This is a genomic window from Caballeronia sp. LZ043, from assembly GCF_031451075.1.
Lineage (GTDB): Bacteria > Pseudomonadota > Gammaproteobacteria > Burkholderiales > Burkholderiaceae > Caballeronia.
The window spans coordinates 825,524-845,869 of the sequence record NZ_JARUXT010000002.1 but is presented as its reverse complement, the minus strand read 5'-3'; the positions used below and the strand labels follow the sequence as shown (position 1 = coordinate 845,869).

Genomic DNA, 20,346 nt, shown 5'->3' with positions numbered 1-20,346 from the left:
CACGGGCTGCAGTGTGGTCTTCATGCTTTACCTCTGCGTGAAACGGCGCGCGGTCGGGCCACCTTCGGCAACCGCCGAGCATCGCCAAGACTCTCGACCAGCCGGATCTCGCATTCGGAAAGCGAGTATCCGCGCCGCTGCGAGACCATGAAAGTGAGCGGACGCATATGCCATGCACGCCGTTGAAGTTCGACGAGTGTTCCATTCGCGAGATCGTCTGCGACCATATGATGCGGCATGTGCCCCCAGCATAAACTGCCCCGCAGCAGATCGTGCTTCGCGCCGAGATCGTTCACCCACCACTGGCGCACGCTCGCGACCCCTTGCTGGCTCTTTTCCGCATCGGGCTGATTGTCGGTGACGACGAGCTGGATGTGCCGGCCGAATTCCTCGCGTGGAATCAATCCCGCGATGGCGGCCAGCGGATGCGACGGCGCACAGACGGTCACCATCTGCGTTTCGCATAAGTGCTGCCTTTCGATGGTGTCCGGGCTCAGCTCCGGCACATCCGCGATCGTCACCGCCAGCCCGCACGTCCCTTCGAGAACCCTACGCTCGCCGCCCTGCATGGTGGTCATGCGCAGATTGATGGCGATGGTTGGAAAGTTCGTCTGCAGGGTGCGCAGGCAGTTGATCAGGTGCGTACGCGGAAAGTAGGTATCGACGGCAATCGAGACCTGCGGGATCCCTGCTTCAGCAATTGAAGCAGCGCGCATCTTCATCTCCTCGGTGCGCGAGATCACTGCACGAGCGTCAGGCAGGAGGCTGCGCCCCGCCGCCGTCAGCGTCGCCTTGCGAGCATTGCGCTCGAACAGCACGCAGTCGAAGGCACTCTCGAGCGCGCTGATCGCGTGGCTGATCGCCGACTGCGCACGCCTCAGCTCCCGCGCAGCGCCGGAAAAGCTTCCGTGGTCACACACGGCGACGAAGGTCCGCAGCTGGTTGATGGTGACGTTGTCGAGCATACGTATCCAAAGAGTAGATGGGAATTATAGATATTTAGTGAATTGGCTTCATGCATCGGACGCTCCAGAATGGCGTGGTCGCTTTTCATTGAGAACGCATGACATGAACAGACTGAAAGGAAAGACCGCCGTGATCACCGGCGGTGCAACCGGCATCGGCCGCGCCGCAGCACAGCGATTCATCGACGAAGGCGCCTTCGTCTTCATCTTCGGCCGCCGGCAGGAAGCGCTCGACGCAGCGGTGGCCGACCTCGGGCCCTCTGCCCACGCAGTGCGGGGCTCGGTCTCCGATCCGGCCGACCTCGACCGCCTCTACGCTGCGGTGAAGGCCGAGCGCGGAACACTCGACATCATCTTTGCCAATGCCGGGACGGGCAGCCCGCTTCCGCTCGGCGAGATCACGACCCGGCACATCGACGACACGTTCGACACCAATGTGAAAGGGACCATCCTGACGGTCCAGAAGGCGCTGCCGCTGATGCGCGACGGCGGCTCGATCATCCTCACCGGATCGAGTGCGGGCACCACGGGCGCTCCCGCAATGAGCGCCTACAGCGCGAGCAAGGCGGCCGTGCGCAACCTCGCGCGGAGCTGGGCGGAGGACCTGAAGGGCACCGGCATCCGGATCAACGTGCTGTCTCCCGGCGCGACGGCGACCGAACTCGCGAAGCAGGCGCTGGGCGAGGAAGGCCAGAAGGTCTTTGCCTCGATGACGCCGCTCCAACGTATGGCTGATCCGGCGGAGATTGCCGCTGCGGCGGCCTTTCTCGCGTCGCCGGACAGCAGTTTCATGACTGCCAGCGAAGTCGCCGTCGACGGCGGCCTGGCGCAACTCTGACGCGCAATATCGAAGGAAAAAACATGAGCTATGCAATTGTTGGATTCGGCAAGATCGGCCAGGCCCTCGCCAGGGCGTTCGCCCGAAGCGGCATCGATGTATCCGTTGCAACCACACGCGACCCGGCGAGCTTCGCAGCGGATGCCGCCGCGATCGGACCCGGGATCGTTCCCAGGACGCTGGCGGAAGCCGTCAAGGCGGACATCATTTTTCTGGCGGTCCCTTTCGGCTTGCACGCCGATGTCGCGAAAGCGCTTTCCAACTGGCAAGGGAAGACCATCGTCGATGTCACCAATGCCTATGGCGTGCCTCCCGAGGCACTGGGAGGACTGCCTCCTTCCAGGTTCGTTGCACAGGCCTTCACGGGCGGACGACTCGTCAAGGGCTTCAACCACTTGGGGGCCTCGGTCCTTGCACAGGATCCGGCTGTCCACGGTGGAAGAAGAGTCGTGTTCCTGGCAAGCGACGATGACGGCGCCGCGGCGGACATAGCCGCGCTTGCGGAGCGCCTCGGCTTTGCGCCGGTCGAACTCGGCGGGCTTGCAGAAGGCGGATTGCTGGTCCAGGGGCTCGGAGACAGCTGGGGTCCACTGATCTTCAAGGACTTGCACAAGTTCGATCGATGAACATTGAACAGACCGCAAGGTCGATACATCCGGATCTCTCATGACTCCGCGACCGAGTAATCTGGCAGCGCCACGGCGATCGGCAATGCGCAAATCCAGTCGATCAAATGACGCGACGAAGCCGAACTCGATGCCATGAAAGACGAGTTCGGGCTTCAAGAACTGGCTGTGGAAGACGTGCGAACGCATCATCAGGCCGCAAGCCATGCGAAGGCATGACGACCTGCTTCAAGGCGGTGTACTTCCATCTGGAACGCATCGTGAGCGGCATCGGGGGACGGCGCGAGATGGTCATCACCGCGGTCCAGGTCAGTCTGAGCATGATCGCTGGGATCCACGACGCCTCGCTCACTGCAAGATCGTTGAGCTGCCCCGGCTTTCCCCATCCCGATGACAACCGCTCGATCGGCTTGTCACGATCGCCCTTGCCGCCCGGCTGAAAGAATTCAGCCGAGGTGTCGAAGACTTGACAGGGCGACGGAACACGGCCCCTCGCCTCTCACATTTTGCTGAACGATTTATGTCAGGCGCATCAATTTGGGGGCCCGTCGTTCGATAATCATCCGGGGGAGCTACACGCTTCGATCCATGAGGAAGCCCGCGCGCATCCGGATGGGAAGTGGCTGACGATTCCGATGCTGTCCGCTGAGGACCGGGATGAGGTGACGGAGTTGATGAGCTTGGAGCGCCCTGCCCTTTCACGCCGTTGACGTGCGTCGCAACGAAGGTGAATCTCGCAGCATCCCGATGCACACGTCGCTCAGATATTCTGCATCGCGCGGCAGCTCGATGGAATCCTGATCCATCAGCCAGTCGCGCAGCACACCGCCCAGAAACGCATGCACGACGCTTGAAGCGCGCGCGGTATCGAGTTCGAGCGGCAACTGTCCGCGTGCGATTGCGTTGATGAGCCCCAACTGCAGTTGCTTGCGTCCCCTGCGGGCTGCATCGCGCTGACGCTCGAACACGATGTCCATATCGCCCATGTTGTGCGTGTGCTCGTAATTCGTGAACAGCACTTCGAACACATGGCGGCTGTGCGGTTCGATCGCCACCGTGCCCAGGCAATACACGAGCAGCGCGCGTATCTTGCCGAGCGGGTCCGGTTCGGCTGCATCGACGGCGGCTGCGACGAGCAACTCCATCGGCAAGCTCACGCGGTTCGTCACCGCGACGAACAGATCACCCTTGTTGCGGAAATGCCCATAGACCGCGCCGCGCGTAAAGCCCGCGCGCAGCGCAACCGCCTCCAGCGTCGCATGAAACACGCCGCGCTCGGCGAACACGCGCTCGGCCGCATCGAGGATCTGGTCGCGCGTACTCTGGGCCTGTTGCCGCGTTCTCTTCATCCGCCGCGTCCCCGCTGCTGGTGTCGCCATTACACCGGCTTGTCCTTGCCTGTACCTTCAGGAGGTCCGCTGGCATCATGGCCGCCGTTCTGTCCGTGATGCGGCATCTTGCGCGATACCTCGTCGAGCTTGTCGCCGAGCAACTGGCGCACCACGACATAGAACACCGGAATCAGCAGCAGGCCGAGGAAGGTCGCGAACAACATCCCGCCGATCACGCCAGTCCCGATCTCATGGCGCGAAGCCGCGCCCGCGCCCGACGAGATCACGAGCGGGAACACGCCGAGAATGAACGCCATCGACGTCATCAGGATCGGCCGCAATCGCAGTCGCGCCGCGGTCAGCACGGCATCGCGCAGCGTCATGCCCTTTTGCTGCCCCTCCACGGCGAACTCGACGATCAGGATCGCATTCTTCGCCGCCAGCCCGATCACGGTAACAAGACCGATCTTGAAGTAGATATCGTTCGGCACGCTGAAGCCGAGACAGAACACCAGCATGCCGAGCATGCCGAGCGGCACGACCAGCAGCACCGAGACCGGAATCGACCAGCTCTCGTAGAGCGCGGCGAGACACAGGAAGACGACGACGATCGACAGCGCCATCAGCGTCGTCGCCGACGAGCCCGACAGCAGTTCCTGGTACGACTGTCCGGTCCAGTCGGCCGCGAAGCCGCGTGGCAACTGGTGGTTGACGATATCGTCGAGCGTGTCGATCGCCTGTCCGGTGGAATAGCCCGGCCCCGAGTTGCCGACGATCTCGATCGCCGAGAAGCCGTTGTAGCGCGGCAGCACCGTCGGCCCGAAGGCCCATTTCGCGTTCACCACGCTCGCCAGCGGCACCATGTTGTAAGGCGCGATCGACGTATTGGCCGGCGACGGATCGACCGGCGTGACGAAGCCATTCGACGCCACCGTCGTGACCGTGCCGCTCTTCGAGGCGGAAGCCGTCGAAGTGAACACGCTCGGCGTGTACAGATGCTGAAGCGCATCGAGACTCATGCGGAACGGCGCATCGGCCTGTACGTAGACACGCTTGACGCGCCCGCCGTAGGTGAACTGGTTGATATAAAACGGCGCGAGCTCCATCTCGAGCGTCTGGTACACATCCGAGAGCGAGAGGCCCATCGCCTGCGCCTGCGTGCGGTCCACGGCGATATCCAGTTGCGGCGCATACGGCAGCGAGTTGGGCCGGATGCCGAACAGCACCGGGCTCTTCGCCGCGCTCCCGAGCAGCACGCCCTGCGCCTGTGCAAGCTCTGCGCGTGACTGTCCCGCGCGTGCCTGCAAGTACATGTCGACACCGCCGAACTGGCTCAGGCCGCGAATGGTCGGCAGGTTCACCACGAAGATCTGCGCATCCGGAATGGAAGACAGAATGCGGTTGAACTGCGGGATCAGCTGCATCGCGGTCTGGGAGCGCTTGTCCCAGTCCGACAGCTTGATGAAGGACATCCCCACGTTCTCGCTCGTACCGACGAAGCTGAAGCCTTCCGGCTGGAAGATGCCGACGATGTCCTTGCCGACCGCGCTGTGCAAAAGCTTCTCGCGCAGTTCGCCCATGACATGATTGGTGCGCTCCAGCGTGGAGCCGGACGGCAGGTTCACGAGCGCGAGGGCGAAGCCTTGATCTTCATCGGGCACGAAGCTGGTGGGCAGCCGGGTGTACAGAAAGCCCGTCAGCACCACGACCAGCACGAAGCCGATCATCCAGCGCGGCGCATGCCGCACCGCCTTGCCCGCATGGCTCAGGTAGTGGGTGGTGGTCCAGTCGAAGGTCCGGTCGAACCAGCGATAGAATGCGTTCTTCCTGACCTGATGCTCGGGCTTGAGGATCGCGGCGCACAGCGAAGGCGTGAAGGACATCGCGAGAAATGCGGAAAAGCCCATGGACACTGCGATGGTCAGCGCGAACTGCGCATAGATGATGCCGGTCGCGCCCGGCTGCAGCGCGGACGGAATGAACACGGCGGACAGCACCACGGTGATCGCGATGATGGCGCCGGTGATCTGCTGCATCGCCTTGCGGGTCGCGGCGCGTGGCTCCAGATTCTCCTCGGTCATGATGCGCTCGACATTCTCGATCACGACGATGGCATCGTCCACCACGATCCCGATCGCCAGCACCATGCCGAACAGCGTCAGCTGGTTCAGCGTGTAGTGCAGCGCCGCGAGACCGATGAAGGTGCCGAGCAGCGCCACCGGAATCACGAGCGTCGGGATGATGGTCGCGCGCAGGTTCTGCAGAAACACCAGCATCACGAAGAACACCAGCACGATCGCCTCGACCAGCGTGCGGATCACATCCGCGATGGAGGCCGTGATGAACGGCGTGGTGTCGTATGGGATGCTCCACGTGACGCCTTCGGGCAAGTCGCGCGCGAGCGTGTCCATCGAGGCCTTGACCGCCTTTTCGACCGTCAGCGCATTCGCGCCCGGCAGCAGGAACACCGCGAGGCCGCCGGCGGGCTTGCCGTTGTAGACCGGCGCCTGGCCATAGGTCTGCGAGCCGAACGAAATGCGCGCGACATCGCTCAGCCTGACTGTGGTGCCGTTATTGTTCGCCACCACGATGATGTCGCGGAACTGCTGCAGCGACGAGAACAGGCTGTCGCCTGACACGGTCGCGGTGAACACCTGCCCCTTGACCGCCGGATCGGCGCCGAGCGAGCCGGCCGCGAACTGCGCGTTCTGTCCGGTGACGGCGTTGAGCACCTGCGTCGTCGAGAGACCGTAGCTCTGCAGCTTGTCCGGGTCGAGCCAGATGCGCACCGCGTATTCCGAACCGAGCAGGGTCGTATTGCCCACGCCGGTCACGCGGCCGATCACCGGCTGGATCTGCGACGCGAGAATGTCGGAGAGCCGGCCTGCATCGATCGCCGCATTGTCGGATTGCAGCGCGATGAACAGCAGGATGTCCGGGCTCGACTTCGCGACGATCACCCCTTGCTGCGTGACCTGCGACGGCAACAGCGGTTCGGCGAGCGTCACCTTGTTCTGCACCTGCACCTGTGCGATATCCGGATTGGTGCCGGTCGCGAACGTGAGGATGATCTGCGTCTGGCCGTTGGCGCTCGACGTCGAACTGAAGTACAGCAGGTTGTCGATACCGGTGAGCTGCTGTTCGATCACCTGCGTGACGGTCGATTCCATCGTCTGCGCGCTCGCGCCCGGGTATTGCGCGGTAACGGTCACCTGCGGCGGCGCGATATCCGGATACGAGTCGATCCCCATGGTCCGCACCGAGAGAATGCCGAACAGGGACAGCAGGATCGCGATGACCCACGCGAAGACGGGACGGTCGATGAAGAAACTCGGCATGGGCGCTCTCCTACTTCGCCGCGCCGGCCGAAGCCGCGCCCGGTCCCGACGCAGGCGGCTCCCACGCGACCGCCTTCACCGGCGCCCCGACGTGCGCCATCTGCACGCCGATGACGACGATCTCGTCGCCGTCCTTGAGCCCCTTCGTCACGACCCAGTTGTCGCCGAGGCTGTCGGTCGTCTCGACATCGCGCCGCGCCGCCTTGCTGTCCGCGCCGATCGTGAGCACGTAGGCCCCCGTGGTGTCGCGCAGCAGCGCCTGCTGCGGGATCAGGAACACATTGTTCTGGCGGCCGAAGTCCACTGTGAGCGACACGAACATGCCGGGCAGGAGACGCCGGTTCGGGTTCGCGACCAGCGCGCGCAGATTGACCGCACCGGTGGACGAGTTCACGGTCACGTCGGAGAAATCGAGCCGGGCCACGCTGCCGTACGACGCGCCGTTCGGCAACGCGATCCGCACCGTGGTCTGGTTCTGTTGCGACAGTTCGATCCCGCCGCCGTTCTGCGCCTGCTCCAGCGTCGCCAGGTCGGCCGCGCTGATCGTGAAGTTGACGTACATCGGATCGATCTGCTGGATCGTGGTCAGCAAGGTGCCGTTGCCGCCGCTGTCGGCCGTGCTGCTGCCCACCACCGCGCCCGCCGTGACCTGCTGCTGCCCCGCGATGCCGCTGATCGGCGCGGTCACGCGCGTGTAGTCGAGCGACACGCGCGCGCTCTGGACCAGCGCCTCGTCGGCCTTGATCTTGGCGGCCGCGCTGCGCTCGGCGGCATCCGAATTGTCGACCGTCTGCTGCGACACCGATCCCACCGGCAACAGCTTGCGATTGCGCAAGGCGGTCACATGATCGTTCGTGTAAGTGGCCTGGTCCTCGGCGAGCACCGCGAGGTCGTTGTTGAGTTGCGCGCGATAAAAGGTCGGATCGATCTCGAACAGCAACTGGCCCGCATGGACCTGCGAGCCTTCCACGTAGTTCCGCTTGAGCAGCACGCCGGACACGCGCGCGGTGACGTTCGCGCTGTAGTACGGCGACAGCCGGCCGACGAAGCGGCGTTCGAGCGGCACCGTCTGCGCGTGCACCTTCGTCGTCGAGACCTGCGGCGGTGGCGGCGGCGACGTGCTCTTGTGGCAGGCGGCAAGGACGATCAGACACAAATACGAGAGCGAGACGCGCCAGGGACGTGACTTCATGAGAGCTCCGTTTTTGCTTGCAACCGGCTCGCGCGCCGCCGGGTTTCAGGCGTGGCGCGTCATACAGCGTGCGACTGTCAATCCGATGAAGCGACGGGCCGTTGCGCGGCCACGCCCGGTGCCGATGCCGCCGACGCCATGTCGGCGTCAGCGCGCTGCCAGCCGCCGCCGAGATTCTTCACGAGCAACACGTGGCTTTGCGCGAGCAGCGCCTGCGTGTCGCGCAGACTCTGTTGCGCCTGGATCAGCGTGAGGCGCTGGGTCAGCACGCTTTGCTGGCTGGCCGCGCCCGCCTTGAACTGCGCCTCCTGACTCGCGAAGATGCGGCTGTTGCTGTCCAGCACCTTCGCGTACGCGCCTTCCTGTGCGCGCAGATGATTCATCGAGGACAGACTGTCATCGACACTCTGGAACGCCGTCAGCACCGTGTTGCGATAGTTGGCGACGTTCTCGTCGTAGTTCGCGCGGGCCTCGTGCATTGCGGCCGTGCGCGCGCCGCCGTCGAAGATGGTTTGCGCGATGTCCGGCCCCAAGGTCCAGAAGCGGTTCGGCACCGTGAACAGATGCGCGATGGTGTTGTGCGCGAAGCCGCCTTCCGCCGAGAGCGAGACGGTCGGAAAGAACGCGGCTTCGGCCACGCCGATGCTCGCATTGGCCGCCGCCGCCGAGCGCTCGGCGCTGACGACGTCATAGCGCCGCTCGAGCAGTTCCGACGGCAGCGAGGAAGGCAGCGCAGGGGCGATGAAATGGTAGTCGGGGTCCGGAGCGATGCTGAGCGACGCGGGCGGCACGCCGGTCAGCACGGCGATCGCATGCTCGTCCTGCTCGCGCCGCGTGGCGACCGTCTGCAACTGGGCAATCACCGTGTCCAGTTCCTGATACGACAACAGCAGGTCGTCGTTCGACGCCTGGCCCGCCTGATAGGCGGCCTGGGTCATCGCGAGGAGGCGCGTGTCGATGTCCTGCTGCTCCTGCAGCGCCCGGACATCGAAATCGGCCTGACGCAGTTCGAAGTAGTCGGTGGCGACGCTTGCCGCGATCGACAGGCGCTCACCGGCCAGCTGTGCGTCCGATGCCTGCGCATTGGCCTTCGCCTGCTCGATCTGCCTGCGCACGCTGCCCCACAGATCGAGTTCCCAGCTGACTGAACCCAGCGCCACCACGCTGTTGCCCGGCGCGGCGATGGTCGATGAACCCGCGCTGCGGCCCGCGCTCGCCGACTGGATCGCGCCGCCCGAACGCGCGCCCGACAGCCCCGCCGTGACGATCGGGAACAGCCCCGCCCGGTTGCTCTCCACGGTCGCGAGCGCGACGCGATAGGCCGCCTCCGCCACCGCGATCGATTGATTCGCCTGTAGCGCCTGCTCGACGAGGCCGTTGAGCGTGTCGTCGTGGTACATGCGCCACCAGGTGCTGTCGATGGCGGCTTGCGGATTGGCGTCTGCGCGCTGCCAGTCGACGCCTTCCTTGAAGCCTTGCGGAATCTGTACTTCGGGCTTGCGGTAGTCGGGGCCCATCATGCATGCCGCAAGCGATACGACGACAACGAACCCTGAAGTGGCGCGCGCGGCATGACGCCGTTGCGTGCGCATGCGGCCGGCGCGTGGGGAATCGAAGCTTCGCGAACCTGCGGTCATGCGCATCCTCCTCTACCGAAACAGGATTACGACATGCTTGTTTGGTATTACCTGTTAATTCATGGCTATCGCAAGATAACTACTCTATCTCTTGATCAGGATAACCAGTAAATAAGAATTTTTAATCGTTCCATTCCCGCCGCGATCGGTACGGTATGCGGAATATTTCGTGTCAATCGTGACGTACCGGATAGCTGAAGATATCTTGACGACGTTCTTACAAATTGCTTGTGCTTCGATTGATCTCGCGGCTTGCGTCGGTGCGCCCGTCGCCTCCGGGTCAAGCTCGTCGGAAATCGGCCCTTGAACTCATCTCCACAGGCATCCTTCCTTGATGGTAATTCCGGGCTAAGTCTGCGCCGATACGATGCGCAGGCAGTCTCGAACTTCACCTCTTCACCACCATCAAGGATGTCCAAATGAACCTCGCAAAAAGCCTCGCAGCCGCCCTGTGCGTCCTCACCGTCGGCGTGTCCGGCATGGCCCACGCAGCTGAAAAGATCGCTCCCGCCAAGATGACGTGCGCCGACTTCGTTCAGGTTGACGACGCATACAAGCCGGCGCTGGTTTACTGGGTGGCGGGCGTCGACAAGCTCGGCGTGTCGGGCACCGAAACCACGGTCGTCGATACCATGCAGCCGGTCGCCGCGACCGTCGCGCAGGAATGCCAGAAAGACCCGCAGACCAAGTTCATGACCAAGGTCCGCTCGATGATCAAGTCGAAGCAGATTGCCCTGTTCGACCATCATTGAACGCATGCGCTATCGACGAAGGACCGACATCATGAAGCCGCACCTCATCGACGACTATCCGATCGCGGATAGCGCCATTCACATCCCTGCGATCGGGCTGGATCTGTCGGTCTGCATCGAGCCTTCGGAAACGGAGGGGCGCGCGACGCTCATCGAAACACGCGATGCACCGGGCTTCGGCCCGCCGCTGCATCGGCACCGGAACGAAACTGAAATCTTCCATGTGCTGCAAGGACGCTATCTCTTCGAAGTGGATGGCGTGCTGCGCATCCTGCAGGCAGGCGAGACGCTGACGGCGCGGGCCGGCACCACGCATCGCTTCATCAATATCAGCGAAGGCACGTCGCACATGCTGGTGCTGATCTCGCCAGGATTCGACGCCACCCGTTTCTTCAGCGAACTGCGCGACGTCATGGCGCGCGGCATTCCGGCCCCGGACACGCTTGCGAGGCTGGGTGCGAAGTGGGACATCGAGTTTCTCGGACCGCCGTTGACGGTCGAGCCATGATCCGCTGGACGTGGTGTTGGGGAGATGCGCCATCATCGTGATGGCGCATCTCTCTTTTCAATCGGCTTGAGACAGGCTCGCGCCGCGGCCATGCAAGGCCGACGCCGGTTCCGCGTGAGGCGCATCCTTCGGCTCGATGTCCTCCAGCGTTTGGGCTCGCGTGTTCACACCGAGCGCGAGCAACGCGAGTACCTGCAGCACGATCAGACCGATCAGGAAATTGGTCACGCCGAAGATCCCGCCCATGCCGAAAATCATCACGATGCCGCCCTGCGCACCCGCCGATGCAAGACGCCCCACGGCGGCGGACAGCGATGACCCGCGCATCCGCAACTCGGTCGGAAAGAGTTCCGGGATATAGACCGCGAACGCCAGCGACGTGATGCAGGACGAACACATCATGATGACGGCGCCCGTCGCCATCAGTTCGACCGGCGAGTGAACCATCGGGTAGAGCGCCGTGGCCACTGCTTCGAGCACCAGCACGCAGACAATGCTCACGCGGCGTCCGATGCGGTCCGTCAGCGCCATGCCGATCAGGCAGCCAACCGGCGTGCCGATGCCCATGACCGCCGTGTAGCCGAGCGTCGACGTGACCGCGATGCCCTGCTTGACGAGAAAGGTCGGGAACCAGGCGATCAGTCCGTAGAGCACCGACATGTTCACCGCCGACATGATCATCGTCAGCACGGTCCGCGACAGCAGCGGCTGGCGGAACAGTTCGCGATAGCCGGGTTTTGCCGCGACCGGCGCGGCCTCGCTCGCTGCCGCCGTCACGGAAAACGACACGCTGTCCCACGCCGGAAGTTCCGGAAAACGCGCTTCAATGGACCGCAACAACGCGTCCGCTTCTTCGTGTCGACCTTGCGCCTCGAGCCAGCGCGGCGATTCGGGCATCGACTTGCGCATGAACCAGATGCCGATGGCGCCCAGGCCGACGAGCGCGAACATCGAGCGCCAGCCGAGCGCGGGAATGGCCCAATAGCCGATGATTCCGGTGGCCGTCACGGACAGGTTGGTGAGCAAGGCGAGGATGGCGCCGAAACGCCCGCGCGCGAGACTCGGCACGAACTCGCCGAGCGTCGCATAGCCGATGATCAGCTCGGCGCCAAGGCCGACGCCCATCACGAAGCGCAGCGCGATCAGCACCGTCATGTTCGGCGCGAACACGGCGGCGATCGAGGCCAGCCCGAAGACCGCGAGATTGAACTGGTAGGCCATGCGCCGCCCATAGCGGTCGCCGATATAGCCGCCGATCAGCGATCCCAGCCACATGCCGATCAAGGTACTGGAGATGAAGGCCGCGTTGCTTTGCAGCGTCGACCAGCCGCCCTTGACGAGCGTCGCCAGCACGCCGCTTTGCAGGTAGATATCGAACGCGTCGAGAAACAGGCCAGCCCCGATCATGCCCACGAGATTCCAATGGAACCGGCCGATCGGCAGCCGGTCGAGGCGAGCGCCGGAATGGGCACGCAGCGTAGGGGATTGGCTCAAGAAACGTCTCCTTTTTTGGCCGTCGGAACCTGGCGGGCGTTCTCGTGGAATCGCTCTCTGTGTCGCTCGTCATTGCTACCGTTCAAGACAAACGGCGATGACGGGCGCCCCACCCGGTCCGCTTGCGAGGCTTTCACGCCATATTAAGGTGCTCCCGCGAAAACTTTTATTGAATAATCGTTAGATTTCACGTCAATTTTTTTGACTTAGCGACGGCGCCTGCAGACAGGCTCAAGGCTTGTCCGAGGCGGCATCCCTGTCAGCGGCGCGCGTGGCGGCCAGCAGGATTTCCTGCAGTGCGATCAACTGCCGGCTCTCGACGTCCGTCTTGCGCGTGACCAGCGAGAACTGGAGCACAGGCGCATCGCGCAACGCGATGACCGTGACGGGATAGAGCGTGCAGATGGCCGGCTCCATCAGCGGCACAAGGGAAATCCCTAGCCCCGCGCTGACCAGCGGCGCAATCGCACGGACGCTGTCGAACTCCAGATCTCCCGCCGGCTTGCCGCCGAAGCGCTGCTGGATATACTTGGCGGCCATCGCGCCGGAGATGGTGTTGCGGTCGTAGCGGATCCACTCGTAGCGTTTGAGCAGTGCGCCCAGCGAGCGCTCGCGTTCCTGCGGCGGCACCATCAGGGTCAGCCCGCGTTTGATCAGCGGCTGCCAGTGCAGCCGAGACAAGCCGCGCTCGGGCTGCGCGACTACTGCTGCATCGAGATCGCCTGCCTTGACTGCATTGGTCAGCTCGATGCTTTTGCCGCGCCTCGTCTGAAGATGCAGAAGCGGATAGCGTGTCTTCAGCCGCTTGAGCAGTTCGGGCAGCACGACGGGCAGCATTGATTCGAGCATGCCGAGCTGCACATGGCCTTCAACCTGAAAGCTGGGCTGACGGCGGAACGCATCGAGCCGCGACAGCATGCCGTGCAGCAACTCCGACAACTCGTACGCAGCAGGCAGCGGGCGCACTTCCAGCCCCGACCGATCGAACAGCTGACGGCCCACGTAGGCCTCCAGCTGCTTCATCTGCATGCTGACCGCGCTCGGTGTCAGATGCAGGTTCTTGGCCGCGCCCGCGAGCGACCCGACGTCCAGCACAGCCTGCAGGGTATTGAAGATTTCGATCTTCATCAGATTTTTTGTCGAGTTTCGTCAGCAAAACTCCATTTTATCTTACGAAGCGTTGCTCTATCCTTGCAGTCAAAGGGACTCTATCCCTGCGACAAGGAGATAAGCATGAGCGAAGCATCGGTGAAGCCAAAAATCTGGTACAGCGCGGACCTCGAACGCGACACGTCGTGGACCCTGCGCATGAGCGACGAAGCCGCGGAGGGCTTCGACCGTGCCATGCGTCATGCCAAAGCGCTCGGCAAGCCGCTGCTCGACATGACATCGGAAGACTTTCCGCTCGAACCCGCATCCGCCGAGATTCTTCATCGCGCGTTCCGTGCCACGCAGCAACGCTTCGGCATGTGCCTGCTGAAAGGCTTCCCGGTCCACAAGTGGTCCGTGGAAGAAGCCAAGCTCGCTTATTGGGGACTCGGCTTGCACGTCGGCGTCGCGCGCACGCAGAATCGCGCCAGCGAGATCATGAACGATGTCCGCGATTCGGGCGCGACCTACAAGTCGAAGAACGGCCGTGGCTACAACACCAACGCGGCGCTCGACTTCCACGCGGACTCATGCGATGTCGTCGCCCTGCTCTGTCTTCATGAGGCCAAGTCGGGCGGGCAGAGCAAGATCACGAGTTCGTTCGCATTGGTCGAGGAGATCCGCAAGCGCCGGCCGGAATTGATCGATGCATTGAAGGGACCTGTCTATCACAGCTATCAGGGCACGCAGGCGCCCGGCCGGCCGGGTTTCTACAACTGCCCGGTGATCGGTTCGCTGACGGATCACTTCGCGTTGCGCGCCAATCGGAAGAACACCAACGCGGCGCAGGCGGATTTTCCGGAAGTGCCGCGCCTCACGCCCAAACTGACCGAGGCGCTCGACTTGCTGGATGAGCTTGCCGCCGATCCGCGCCTGTGCTTTTCCATGTGGCTCGAACAGGGCGATCTGCAATTACTGAACAACTACGTGATGCTGCATTCGCGCACGGAGTTCGAGGACTTCGAAGACGAGGCGCGGCGTCGCCATTTGCTGCGCCTGTGGATGTCGGTGCCCGATTCCGCGCCGCTGCCGCCCGAATGGGAGTATTACTTCGGCGACGCGCGTCCCGGTTCGGTGCGCGGCGGCGTCCGTGGCAGCTATATCACCGAGGCTTTCGTCCGCTTCGAGAAACGCCAGGCCGAACGCATGCACATGCTGCTCAAGCCCGGTCTCGACGGATCCGTGCCAGACACGTCGACAGCGGAGGGAGATGCCCATGTCGCCGCATGAGGACGCGTCGCCGTCCGGTGCCTTGAAGCGCCGTCTCGCTGCGGGCGAAACCGTGCTCGCACCCGGCATCTACGATGCGCTTACCGCGCTCATCGCGGAACAGGCCGGATTTCAGGCGCTGTATCTGTCGGGCGGAGCGGTCGCGTATACTTCGCTCGGGCGCTCTGATGTCGGCCTCACGACGGCCAAGGAAGCAGTCGACACGCTGTGGCGCATCACCGACCGGGTGCGCACGCCGGTCATCGTCGATGGCGATACGGGCTTCGGCAACGCGCTGAACACGCAGCGCACCGTGCGCGACTTCGAGCGTGCGGGCGCGGCCATGATCCAGCTCGAAGACCAGGGCTTTCCCAAGCGCTGCGGTCACCTGGCGGACAAGACGCTGGTGTCGTCGGCCGAGATGTGCGGCAAGCTGCGCGCCGCGCTCGATGCGCGCCACTCTTCGGACACGCTGATCCTCGCACGCACCGACGCCATCGCGGTCGAAGGCTTCGACGCGGCCATGGAGCGCGCCGAGGCTTATCTTGAGTGCGGCGTCGATGCGCTGTTCGTCGAAGCCGTTCATACGGTGGAGCAGATGGACATCGTGTGCCGGCGCTTCGGCGAACGGGTGCCGCTGCTGGCGAACATGGTGGAAGGCGGCAAGACGCCGGTGCGAAGCGTCGAGGAATTGCGGCAGCGGGGTTATCGCATTGTCATCTTTCCGGGCGGTACGGCCCGCTTCGTGGCGCACGGGCTGCAAGGGTACTACGCGAGTCTGCTGAAGCACGGAACGACTGAACCGATGTGGCCGGAGATGCTGACGTTCGACCAGTTGAACGAGCTGATCGGCACGCCGGAGCTGCTCGCGGCGGGGAAGCGGTACGTTTGAGCCCGAGCGGTCTTCAGCACGCTGGAAAGAACGCCATTACCTGGCGTAGAGACTGTCGAGACTCCTGAACCCCTTCACCTCGATCGGATTGCCGCTCGGATCGAGGAAGAACATCGTGGCCTGTTCGCCGGGCTGGCCTTCGAATCGCAGTGTCGGGGCGATCACGAAGTCCACTCCGCCGGCGCGCAGACGGTCGGCGAGCGTACGCCAGTCGGGCATTTCAAGTACGAGTCCGAGATGCGGCATCGGCACCATGTGGTCGCCCACACGGCCCGTGTTGGTGACCGGGAAGGGTTCGCCCAGATGCAGCGAAATCTGATGCCCGAAGAAATCGAAGTCGACCCATGTATCTGTGCTGCGGCCTTCCTCGCAACCGAGCAATCCACCGTAGAATGCGCGCGCATTGTCGAGATCGCGCACGTGATAAGCCATGTGAAAAGCACTTCGCATCGTTTGTTCCAGTCTGTTCAGGTAAGAGTCAGGCGCTCGCCGTCACCACCACGCCACGCGCTGCACCTGTTTCCTCCAGCAGCGCGCCCCGCAGATACACCGCCTTCAGCGCCCAGGACACGTGCAAGCCATCGAACGGGGTATAGCGCGCTTTTGAGCGCTGGTCACCGTCACGCAAGGTCATCGAGCCCTTCGGGTCGAGCAGCAGGAGGTCCGCATCATATCCCGGCGCGAGCAGGCCCTTCGTCTTCGCAAGACCGAACCGTTGTGCCGGATTGCAGGCGCAGAGCCTCGCCAGGTCGCGCAAGGTCAGATCGCCGTTGTCAACGAGATGCAGCATCGTCGCAACAAAGGTCTGCACGCCCGGCATGCCGCTCGGCACGTCGCGAAAATCGTCGTAATGCGCGGCTTTCTCCGCATGGGCATGCGGCGCGTGATCGGTCACGATCATGTCGATCAGCCCTTCCCGCACCGCCTCCAGCAACGCCGCGCGGTCGCCTTCCGGTCGCAGCGGCGGCAGTGCCTTGAAGAAGTTGCGCCGTTCATCGTAGGCGTCTTCGGTGAGCAGCAAGGCTTGCGGCGTCGTTTCGATGCTGACATCCGCAAGATCACGCAAGCGCCGCCATGTGTCGATGCCGAGCTTCGAATTCCCCTGCCGCAGATGCACGCGCGTGCCGGTCGCCGCAGACGCCAGGACCGCATGGGCGATTCCCGCCGCTTCCGCCACGGGCGGACGGCTTGCGAGCAACGCATCGAGGCCGGCTCTGCCGGATTGCGTTTGCGGCGCGCTTTGTAACGCATGATCGCCCGGGGAAATACACGCCAGCGTGTTCAGCGGTCTCAGAGCCGTGAGCGAATCGACGAGCGTCTTCTGCGTGTCATGCCGATACGCTTCCGGCACGCCCGCCATGAACAGTTCGAACGACACGGGGTCGAGCGCGCGCACGTCGTCGAGTGCCGGGTGATCGCGCAGCTTCGCAACCTGGAAGCCTACATCGACATGAATACGGCCGCTCGCCAGCGCCATCTTCTCGCGCAATTCGGCGGCGTGCGTCGTGATCGGCGAGTCTGTCGGCATGTCGAGCAGCGTCGTCACACCGCCAAGCGCGGCTGCGCGCGTGCCCGACTCGAAGTCCTCCTTGTGCGTGTAGCCGGGATCGCACAGGTGGACATGGGTATCGACGAAACCGGGCAGCGCCACGAGTCCGTGCATGTCGCGGGTTGCGCGCGTCTCGGCCGGCGTATCCGGTGCGAGCAATGCGGCGATCCTGTGACCGACGATGGCAATGTCCGCATGACGCTCGCCGTTGGCATCGACGAGCATCGCGCCGCGCAGAATGAGATCGAACATGGTCAGTCCATTCGAATGAGTTGATCGCGTGCGATAGCGCCGGGCGACGCCGCTCCCATCCACGCGCAAATGGCCTGCACCTCGCCGATGAGACCGCGCAGCAGCGCGTGCACCGCCTCTTCGCCGCCCGCCGCGAGCGCATGCACGACCGGCCGCACGATGACCGAGAGATGCGCGCCGAGCACGCGCGCGGCGATGATATCGGCGGCCTGGCGGATCCCGCCGTCGACGAGCAGCGCCATGCCGTCATCAAGCACCTCGCCGATGCCTTCGAGTTGCCCCGCCACCGGCGCCCAGCGGTACGACTGGCGCACGCCGATGTTCGACACCATCACGCCGTCGCAACCCGCGGCCTGGGCGGCACGCGCATCGTCGGCATGCATGACGCCCTTGAGCACGAGCCGCATGCCGAGCGCATGCACGGCAGTCAGCAGTTCGCGCATTTCGCTCGAGCCCCACGACGGAAAAGCCGGCAGTTTCGCTACGCCCTCGCTCGCGCCAATGGTGGCCCAGCCGCGTTGCGCGACCTGCGCGGCGACATCGACGCCGCCCGGATGCAGCCCCGGCGCCGGATGCACCGGCGCGAGCACCGTCAGCACGATGCCCCGGCAGCCCGCCTGCGCCGCCTCCTGCGTCAGGCGGATCGCACGTTCGAGCGGTCCCGCAGCACGCAATTGCAGCCAGCAATCGGCATGCGTCGCAGTGATCTGGCCGAGCGGCGTCACCGCTTCTTCCGATACCACGAGCGGCAGGCCAAGCGTCGCACAGACACGCGCAATGGCGGTCACGCCCTCTTCGCCAAACAGACGATCCGCCGCGAACGCGCCTACGCCGATCGGCGCGGCATAGTCTTGACCGAACAGCCGGCAAGTGACATCGACATGATCGTGACCCTGCAGCACGCGCGGCACCAGCCGGTAACGCGACCACGCGAGTTCGTTGGGATCGGCGTCGTCGGGACGCATGTCATGCGGACGGCCCACGAGATAGCCGTATAGCTCCGCGCCGAGTGCGGCGCACGAGGCATCGCGAAAGTCTTTCATCGCGCGGCCTCGAGCATGGCCGGGGGCAACGGCTTCGCATCGGCGGCCTCATCTTCCGGATGACGCAGGAACGCTGCGAATTCCGGTGTCTTCGGCGCACGCAGGATATCGGGCGTGCCTTGTTCGATGATCCGTCCGTCGTGCAGGAACACGATGCGGTCCGCGACGCTCGCCGCGAAATCGATATCGTGCGTCGAGAGCAGCATCGTGATGCCGGTGCGCGCGAGACGCCGGATGGTTTCATCGACCTCGCCGACGAGTTCGGGATCGAGCGCGGACGTGGGCTCGTCGAAGAGAATCACGCGCGGATCGCTCGCCAGTGCGCGCGCGATGCCCACGCGCTGCTGCTGCCCGCCCGACAACTCGTGTGGCATGTGTCCCGCGAAGTCCTTCAGGCCGACCTTCAACAGCGCGATGCGCGCTCTGCGCGAGGCCTCGATGCGCGGCACGTGCTGCACGCGCACGGGAATCGACGCGGCGTTATCGAGCGCGCTCAGATGATCGAACAACGCGAAGTTCTGGAACACCATGCCGATGCGCGCATCCGCACGCGCTTTCGCCAGACGTCGGCGGGGCATCGGCGATCCTGTCGCAGTCGAGGTCAGCGAACGGCCCTCGATGCGGATGCTGCCCGCTTCGAGCGGATTGAGCGCGAGGATGGTCTTGAGCAAGGTGCTCTTGCCCGATCCCGACTTGCCGAGCAACGCGACCACTTCACCCGGGGCCACCGACAGCGACACATCCTTCAACACCTGCTTGCTGCCGTAGCTGACGCGGACCTTGTCGATCTCGAGTTGCGGCATGGTCAAATCGCCTTTCGTTTCGACTGGCGCCATGCGCGCGACGGGACCAGGATCCTCGAGACCATGCTCCGCATGCGCACCGCGACGCACGCGGCGTCCCGTTCCGACATTGCGCTCGCACCAGTTCTGAATCGCCGCGATGACGGCCGAGAGCACGATATACATCACACCCGACGCGAGCAGCACGGGCAGGAACTCGAAGTTCTGCGAGACGATGGTCTGGCTGCGCAAGGTCAGTTCGCTGACGCCGACGACCGAGGCCAGCGACGTCGACTTGAGCAGGCCCACCGCTTCATTGCCGAGCGCCGGAATGATCGCGCGCAGGCCTTGCGGCACGACGACATACCCGAGTTCCGTCAAAGCGGAGAAGCCGAACGCCTGCGCCGCGATGCGCTGATCGCGGTTCACCGAACGAATTCCGCCACGAATGATTTCCGCGCAGAACGCGGTCTCGTTGATGGTCAGCGCCAGCAGCGCGCTCACGAAGGGCGCCAGCGTAATGCCGGCCTGCGGCAGCACGTTGAACAGCAGGATCAGTTGCAGCAGCTGCGGCGTGCCGCGTATCACGTAGATGTAGGCGCGCACCGGATAGCGCAGCCAGAACCAGCGCGCATCGGCGGCGAGCGCAAGCACGAAGCCGATCAGGAGCCCGCCCGCCAGCGCGCCGAACAACAGTCCGAGCGCGGTGATGCAGCCTTGCAGCAGATAAGGGAAAGTCAGGTAATGCAGAAAGTTTTGCATGTCGGGCACGCTTCGTTCACGTCGAAA

Annotated in this window: 18 protein-coding genes; 7 read left to right on the top strand and 11 right to left on the bottom strand. The window is 64.0% G+C overall.

The genetic code is table 11. The annotated features are described in order from the left end of the window. Positions 1–20: 20 nt before the first annotated feature. A complete protein-coding gene (locus QCE64_RS17350; RefSeq protein WP_309935459.1) occupies positions 21–965 on the bottom strand; it encodes a LysR family transcriptional regulator in 945 nt (314 codons plus the stop codon). A gap of 103 nt (positions 966–1,068) precedes the next feature. Here QCE64_RS17350 and QCE64_RS17345 point away from each other — a divergent pair, with 103 nt between their 5' ends. From QCE64_RS17345 to QCE64_RS17335, 3 genes are all read left to right on the top strand, one after another. Beyond that, complete coding sequence (locus tag QCE64_RS17345) at positions 1,069–1,803, top strand: SDR family oxidoreductase (RefSeq protein ID WP_310005033.1); 735 nt, start codon at positions 1,069–1,071, stop codon at positions 1,801–1,803. 8 nt (positions 1,804–1,811) lie between these two features. After that, the gene (locus tag QCE64_RS17340) at positions 1,812–2,429 is read left to right on the top strand and encodes an NADPH-dependent F420 reductase (RefSeq protein WP_404987407.1); all 618 of its coding nucleotides are present in this window, start codon (positions 1,812–1,814) and stop codon (positions 2,427–2,429) included. A 215-nt stretch (positions 2,430–2,644) separates the two neighbouring features. Next, a complete protein-coding gene (locus QCE64_RS17335) occupies positions 2,645–2,869 on the top strand; it encodes a hypothetical protein (RefSeq protein WP_310005031.1) in 225 nt (74 codons plus the stop codon). Positions 2,870–3,127: 258 nt separating this feature from the next. Here QCE64_RS17335 and QCE64_RS17330 read toward each other — a convergent pair whose 3' ends face one another. The 4 genes from QCE64_RS17330 to QCE64_RS17315 form a co-directional block, all read right to left on the bottom strand. Beyond that, positions 3,128–3,778, bottom strand: a complete 651-nt coding sequence (locus QCE64_RS17330) for a TetR family transcriptional regulator (RefSeq protein ID WP_309932308.1) — start codon at positions 3,776–3,778, stop codon at positions 3,128–3,130. 29 nt (positions 3,779–3,807) lie between these two features. Further along, positions 3,808–7,098, bottom strand: coding sequence for an efflux RND transporter permease subunit (locus QCE64_RS17325; protein WP_310005029.1), 3,291 nt, complete (start codon positions 7,096–7,098; stop codon positions 3,808–3,810). 10 nt (positions 7,099–7,108) lie between these two features. After that, positions 7,109–8,290, bottom strand: a complete 1,182-nt coding sequence (locus tag QCE64_RS17320; RefSeq protein ID WP_310005027.1) for an efflux RND transporter periplasmic adaptor subunit — start codon at positions 8,288–8,290, stop codon at positions 7,109–7,111. Between the two features lie 77 nt (positions 8,291–8,367). Further along, positions 8,368–9,927: an efflux transporter outer membrane subunit gene (locus QCE64_RS17315; protein WP_310005025.1), complete on the bottom strand. Its 1,560-nt coding sequence runs from the start codon at positions 9,925–9,927 to the stop codon at positions 8,368–8,370. Positions 9,928–10,346: 419 nt separating this feature from the next. Between QCE64_RS17315 and QCE64_RS17310 the strand changes: the two genes are divergently transcribed. Then, entirely contained in the window at positions 10,347–10,679 is a 333-nt protein-coding gene (locus QCE64_RS17310; RefSeq protein WP_309921700.1) for an HdeA/HdeB family chaperone, read from the top strand. 31 nt (positions 10,680–10,710) lie between these two features. Further along, positions 10,711–11,187: a cupin domain-containing protein gene (locus QCE64_RS17305; RefSeq protein ID WP_309921697.1), complete on the top strand. Its 477-nt coding sequence runs from the start codon at positions 10,711–10,713 to the stop codon at positions 11,185–11,187. 57 nt (positions 11,188–11,244) lie between these two features. Here the strand turns inward: QCE64_RS17305 and QCE64_RS17300 are convergent, their stop codons facing one another. Both QCE64_RS17300 and QCE64_RS17295 read right to left on the bottom strand, forming a co-directional pair. Continuing rightward, positions 11,245–12,681 (bottom strand): MFS transporter, encoded by a 1,437-nt coding sequence (locus QCE64_RS17300; RefSeq protein WP_310005023.1) that lies wholly within the window; start codon positions 12,679–12,681, stop codon positions 11,245–11,247. A 231-nt stretch (positions 12,682–12,912) separates the two neighbouring features. Further along, complete coding sequence (locus QCE64_RS17295) at positions 12,913–13,809, bottom strand: LysR family transcriptional regulator (protein ID WP_309813674.1); 897 nt, start codon at positions 13,807–13,809, stop codon at positions 12,913–12,915. A 105-nt stretch (positions 13,810–13,914) separates the two neighbouring features. On the opposite strand from QCE64_RS17295, the gene QCE64_RS17290 reads away from it, so the two are divergent. Both QCE64_RS17290 and QCE64_RS17285 read left to right on the top strand, forming a co-directional pair. Further along, positions 13,915–15,060 carry a TauD/TfdA family dioxygenase gene (locus QCE64_RS17290; RefSeq protein WP_309921693.1) on the top strand — a complete coding sequence of 382 codons (1,146 nt, stop codon included), beginning with the start codon at positions 13,915–13,917 and terminating at the stop codon, positions 15,058–15,060. Then, positions 15,047–15,931 carry an isocitrate lyase/phosphoenolpyruvate mutase family protein gene (locus QCE64_RS17285; protein ID WP_309921690.1) on the top strand — a complete coding sequence of 295 codons (885 nt, stop codon included), beginning with the start codon at positions 15,047–15,049 and terminating at the stop codon, positions 15,929–15,931. The genes QCE64_RS17290 and QCE64_RS17285 overlap by 14 nt, the downstream gene beginning before the upstream one ends. A 36-nt stretch (positions 15,932–15,967) precedes the next feature. Here QCE64_RS17285 and QCE64_RS17280 read toward each other — a convergent pair whose 3' ends face one another. Genes QCE64_RS17280 through QCE64_RS17265 form a run of 4 tightly spaced genes read right to left on the bottom strand, consistent with a single transcriptional unit; the run spans position 15,968 to position 20,319 of the window. After that, positions 15,968–16,381 (bottom strand): VOC family protein, encoded by a 414-nt coding sequence (locus tag QCE64_RS17280; protein ID WP_309921687.1) that lies wholly within the window; start codon positions 16,379–16,381, stop codon positions 15,968–15,970. 28 nt (positions 16,382–16,409) lie between these two features. After that, positions 16,410–17,732: a dihydroorotase family protein gene (locus tag QCE64_RS17275; protein WP_310005021.1), complete on the bottom strand. Its 1,323-nt coding sequence runs from the start codon at positions 17,730–17,732 to the stop codon at positions 16,410–16,412. Between the two features lie 2 nt (positions 17,733–17,734). Then, positions 17,735–18,775 carry an alpha-hydroxy acid oxidase gene (locus tag QCE64_RS17270; RefSeq protein WP_310005020.1) on the bottom strand — a complete coding sequence of 347 codons (1,041 nt, stop codon included), beginning with the start codon at positions 18,773–18,775 and terminating at the stop codon, positions 17,735–17,737. Further along, positions 18,772–20,319, bottom strand: coding sequence for an amino acid ABC transporter permease/ATP-binding protein (locus QCE64_RS17265; protein ID WP_309921679.1), 1,548 nt, complete (start codon positions 20,317–20,319; stop codon positions 18,772–18,774). The genes QCE64_RS17270 and QCE64_RS17265 overlap by 4 nt, the downstream gene beginning before the upstream one ends. Positions 20,320–20,346 lie beyond the last annotated feature (27 nt).

Coding starts and splice junctions, on each gene's coding strand:
- QCE64_RS17295 (WP_309813674.1), bottom strand. CDS start 13,809: ATGAAGATCGAAATCTTCAATACCCTGCAGGCTGTGCTGGACGTCGGG.
- QCE64_RS17330 (WP_309932308.1), bottom strand. CDS start 3,778: ATGAAGAGAACGCGGCAACAGGCCCAGAGTACGCGCGACCAGATCCTC.
- QCE64_RS17310 (WP_309921700.1), top strand. CDS start 10,347: ATGAACCTCGCAAAAAGCCTCGCAGCCGCCCTGTGCGTCCTCACCGTC.
- QCE64_RS17270 (WP_310005020.1), bottom strand. CDS start 18,775: ATGAAAGACTTTCGCGATGCCTCGTGCGCCGCACTCGGCGCGGAGCTA.
- QCE64_RS17290 (WP_309921693.1), top strand. CDS start 13,915: ATGAGCGAAGCATCGGTGAAGCCAAAAATCTGGTACAGCGCGGACCTC.
- QCE64_RS17275 (WP_310005021.1), bottom strand. CDS start 17,732: ATGTTCGATCTCATTCTGCGCGGCGCGATGCTCGTCGATGCCAACGGC.
- QCE64_RS17320 (WP_310005027.1), bottom strand. CDS start 8,290: ATGAAGTCACGTCCCTGGCGCGTCTCGCTCTCGTATTTGTGTCTGATC.
- QCE64_RS17305 (WP_309921697.1), top strand. CDS start 10,711: ATGAAGCCGCACCTCATCGACGACTATCCGATCGCGGATAGCGCCATT.
- QCE64_RS17265 (WP_309921679.1), bottom strand. CDS start 20,319: ATGCAAAACTTTCTGCATTACCTGACTTTCCCTTATCTGCTGCAAGGC.
- QCE64_RS17325 (WP_310005029.1), bottom strand. CDS start 7,098: ATGCCGAGTTTCTTCATCGACCGTCCCGTCTTCGCGTGGGTCATCGCG.
- QCE64_RS17335 (WP_310005031.1), top strand. CDS start 2,645: ATGACGACCTGCTTCAAGGCGGTGTACTTCCATCTGGAACGCATCGTG.
- QCE64_RS17280 (WP_309921687.1), bottom strand. CDS start 16,381: ATGCGAAGTGCTTTTCACATGGCTTATCACGTGCGCGATCTCGACAAT.
- QCE64_RS17315 (WP_310005025.1), bottom strand. CDS start 9,927: ATGACCGCAGGTTCGCGAAGCTTCGATTCCCCACGCGCCGGCCGCATG.
- QCE64_RS17350 (WP_309935459.1), bottom strand. CDS start 965: ATGCTCGACAACGTCACCATCAACCAGCTGCGGACCTTCGTCGCCGTG.
- QCE64_RS17285 (WP_309921690.1), top strand. CDS start 15,047: ATGTCGCCGCATGAGGACGCGTCGCCGTCCGGTGCCTTGAAGCGCCGT.
- QCE64_RS17345 (WP_310005033.1), top strand. CDS start 1,069: ATGAACAGACTGAAAGGAAAGACCGCCGTGATCACCGGCGGTGCAACC.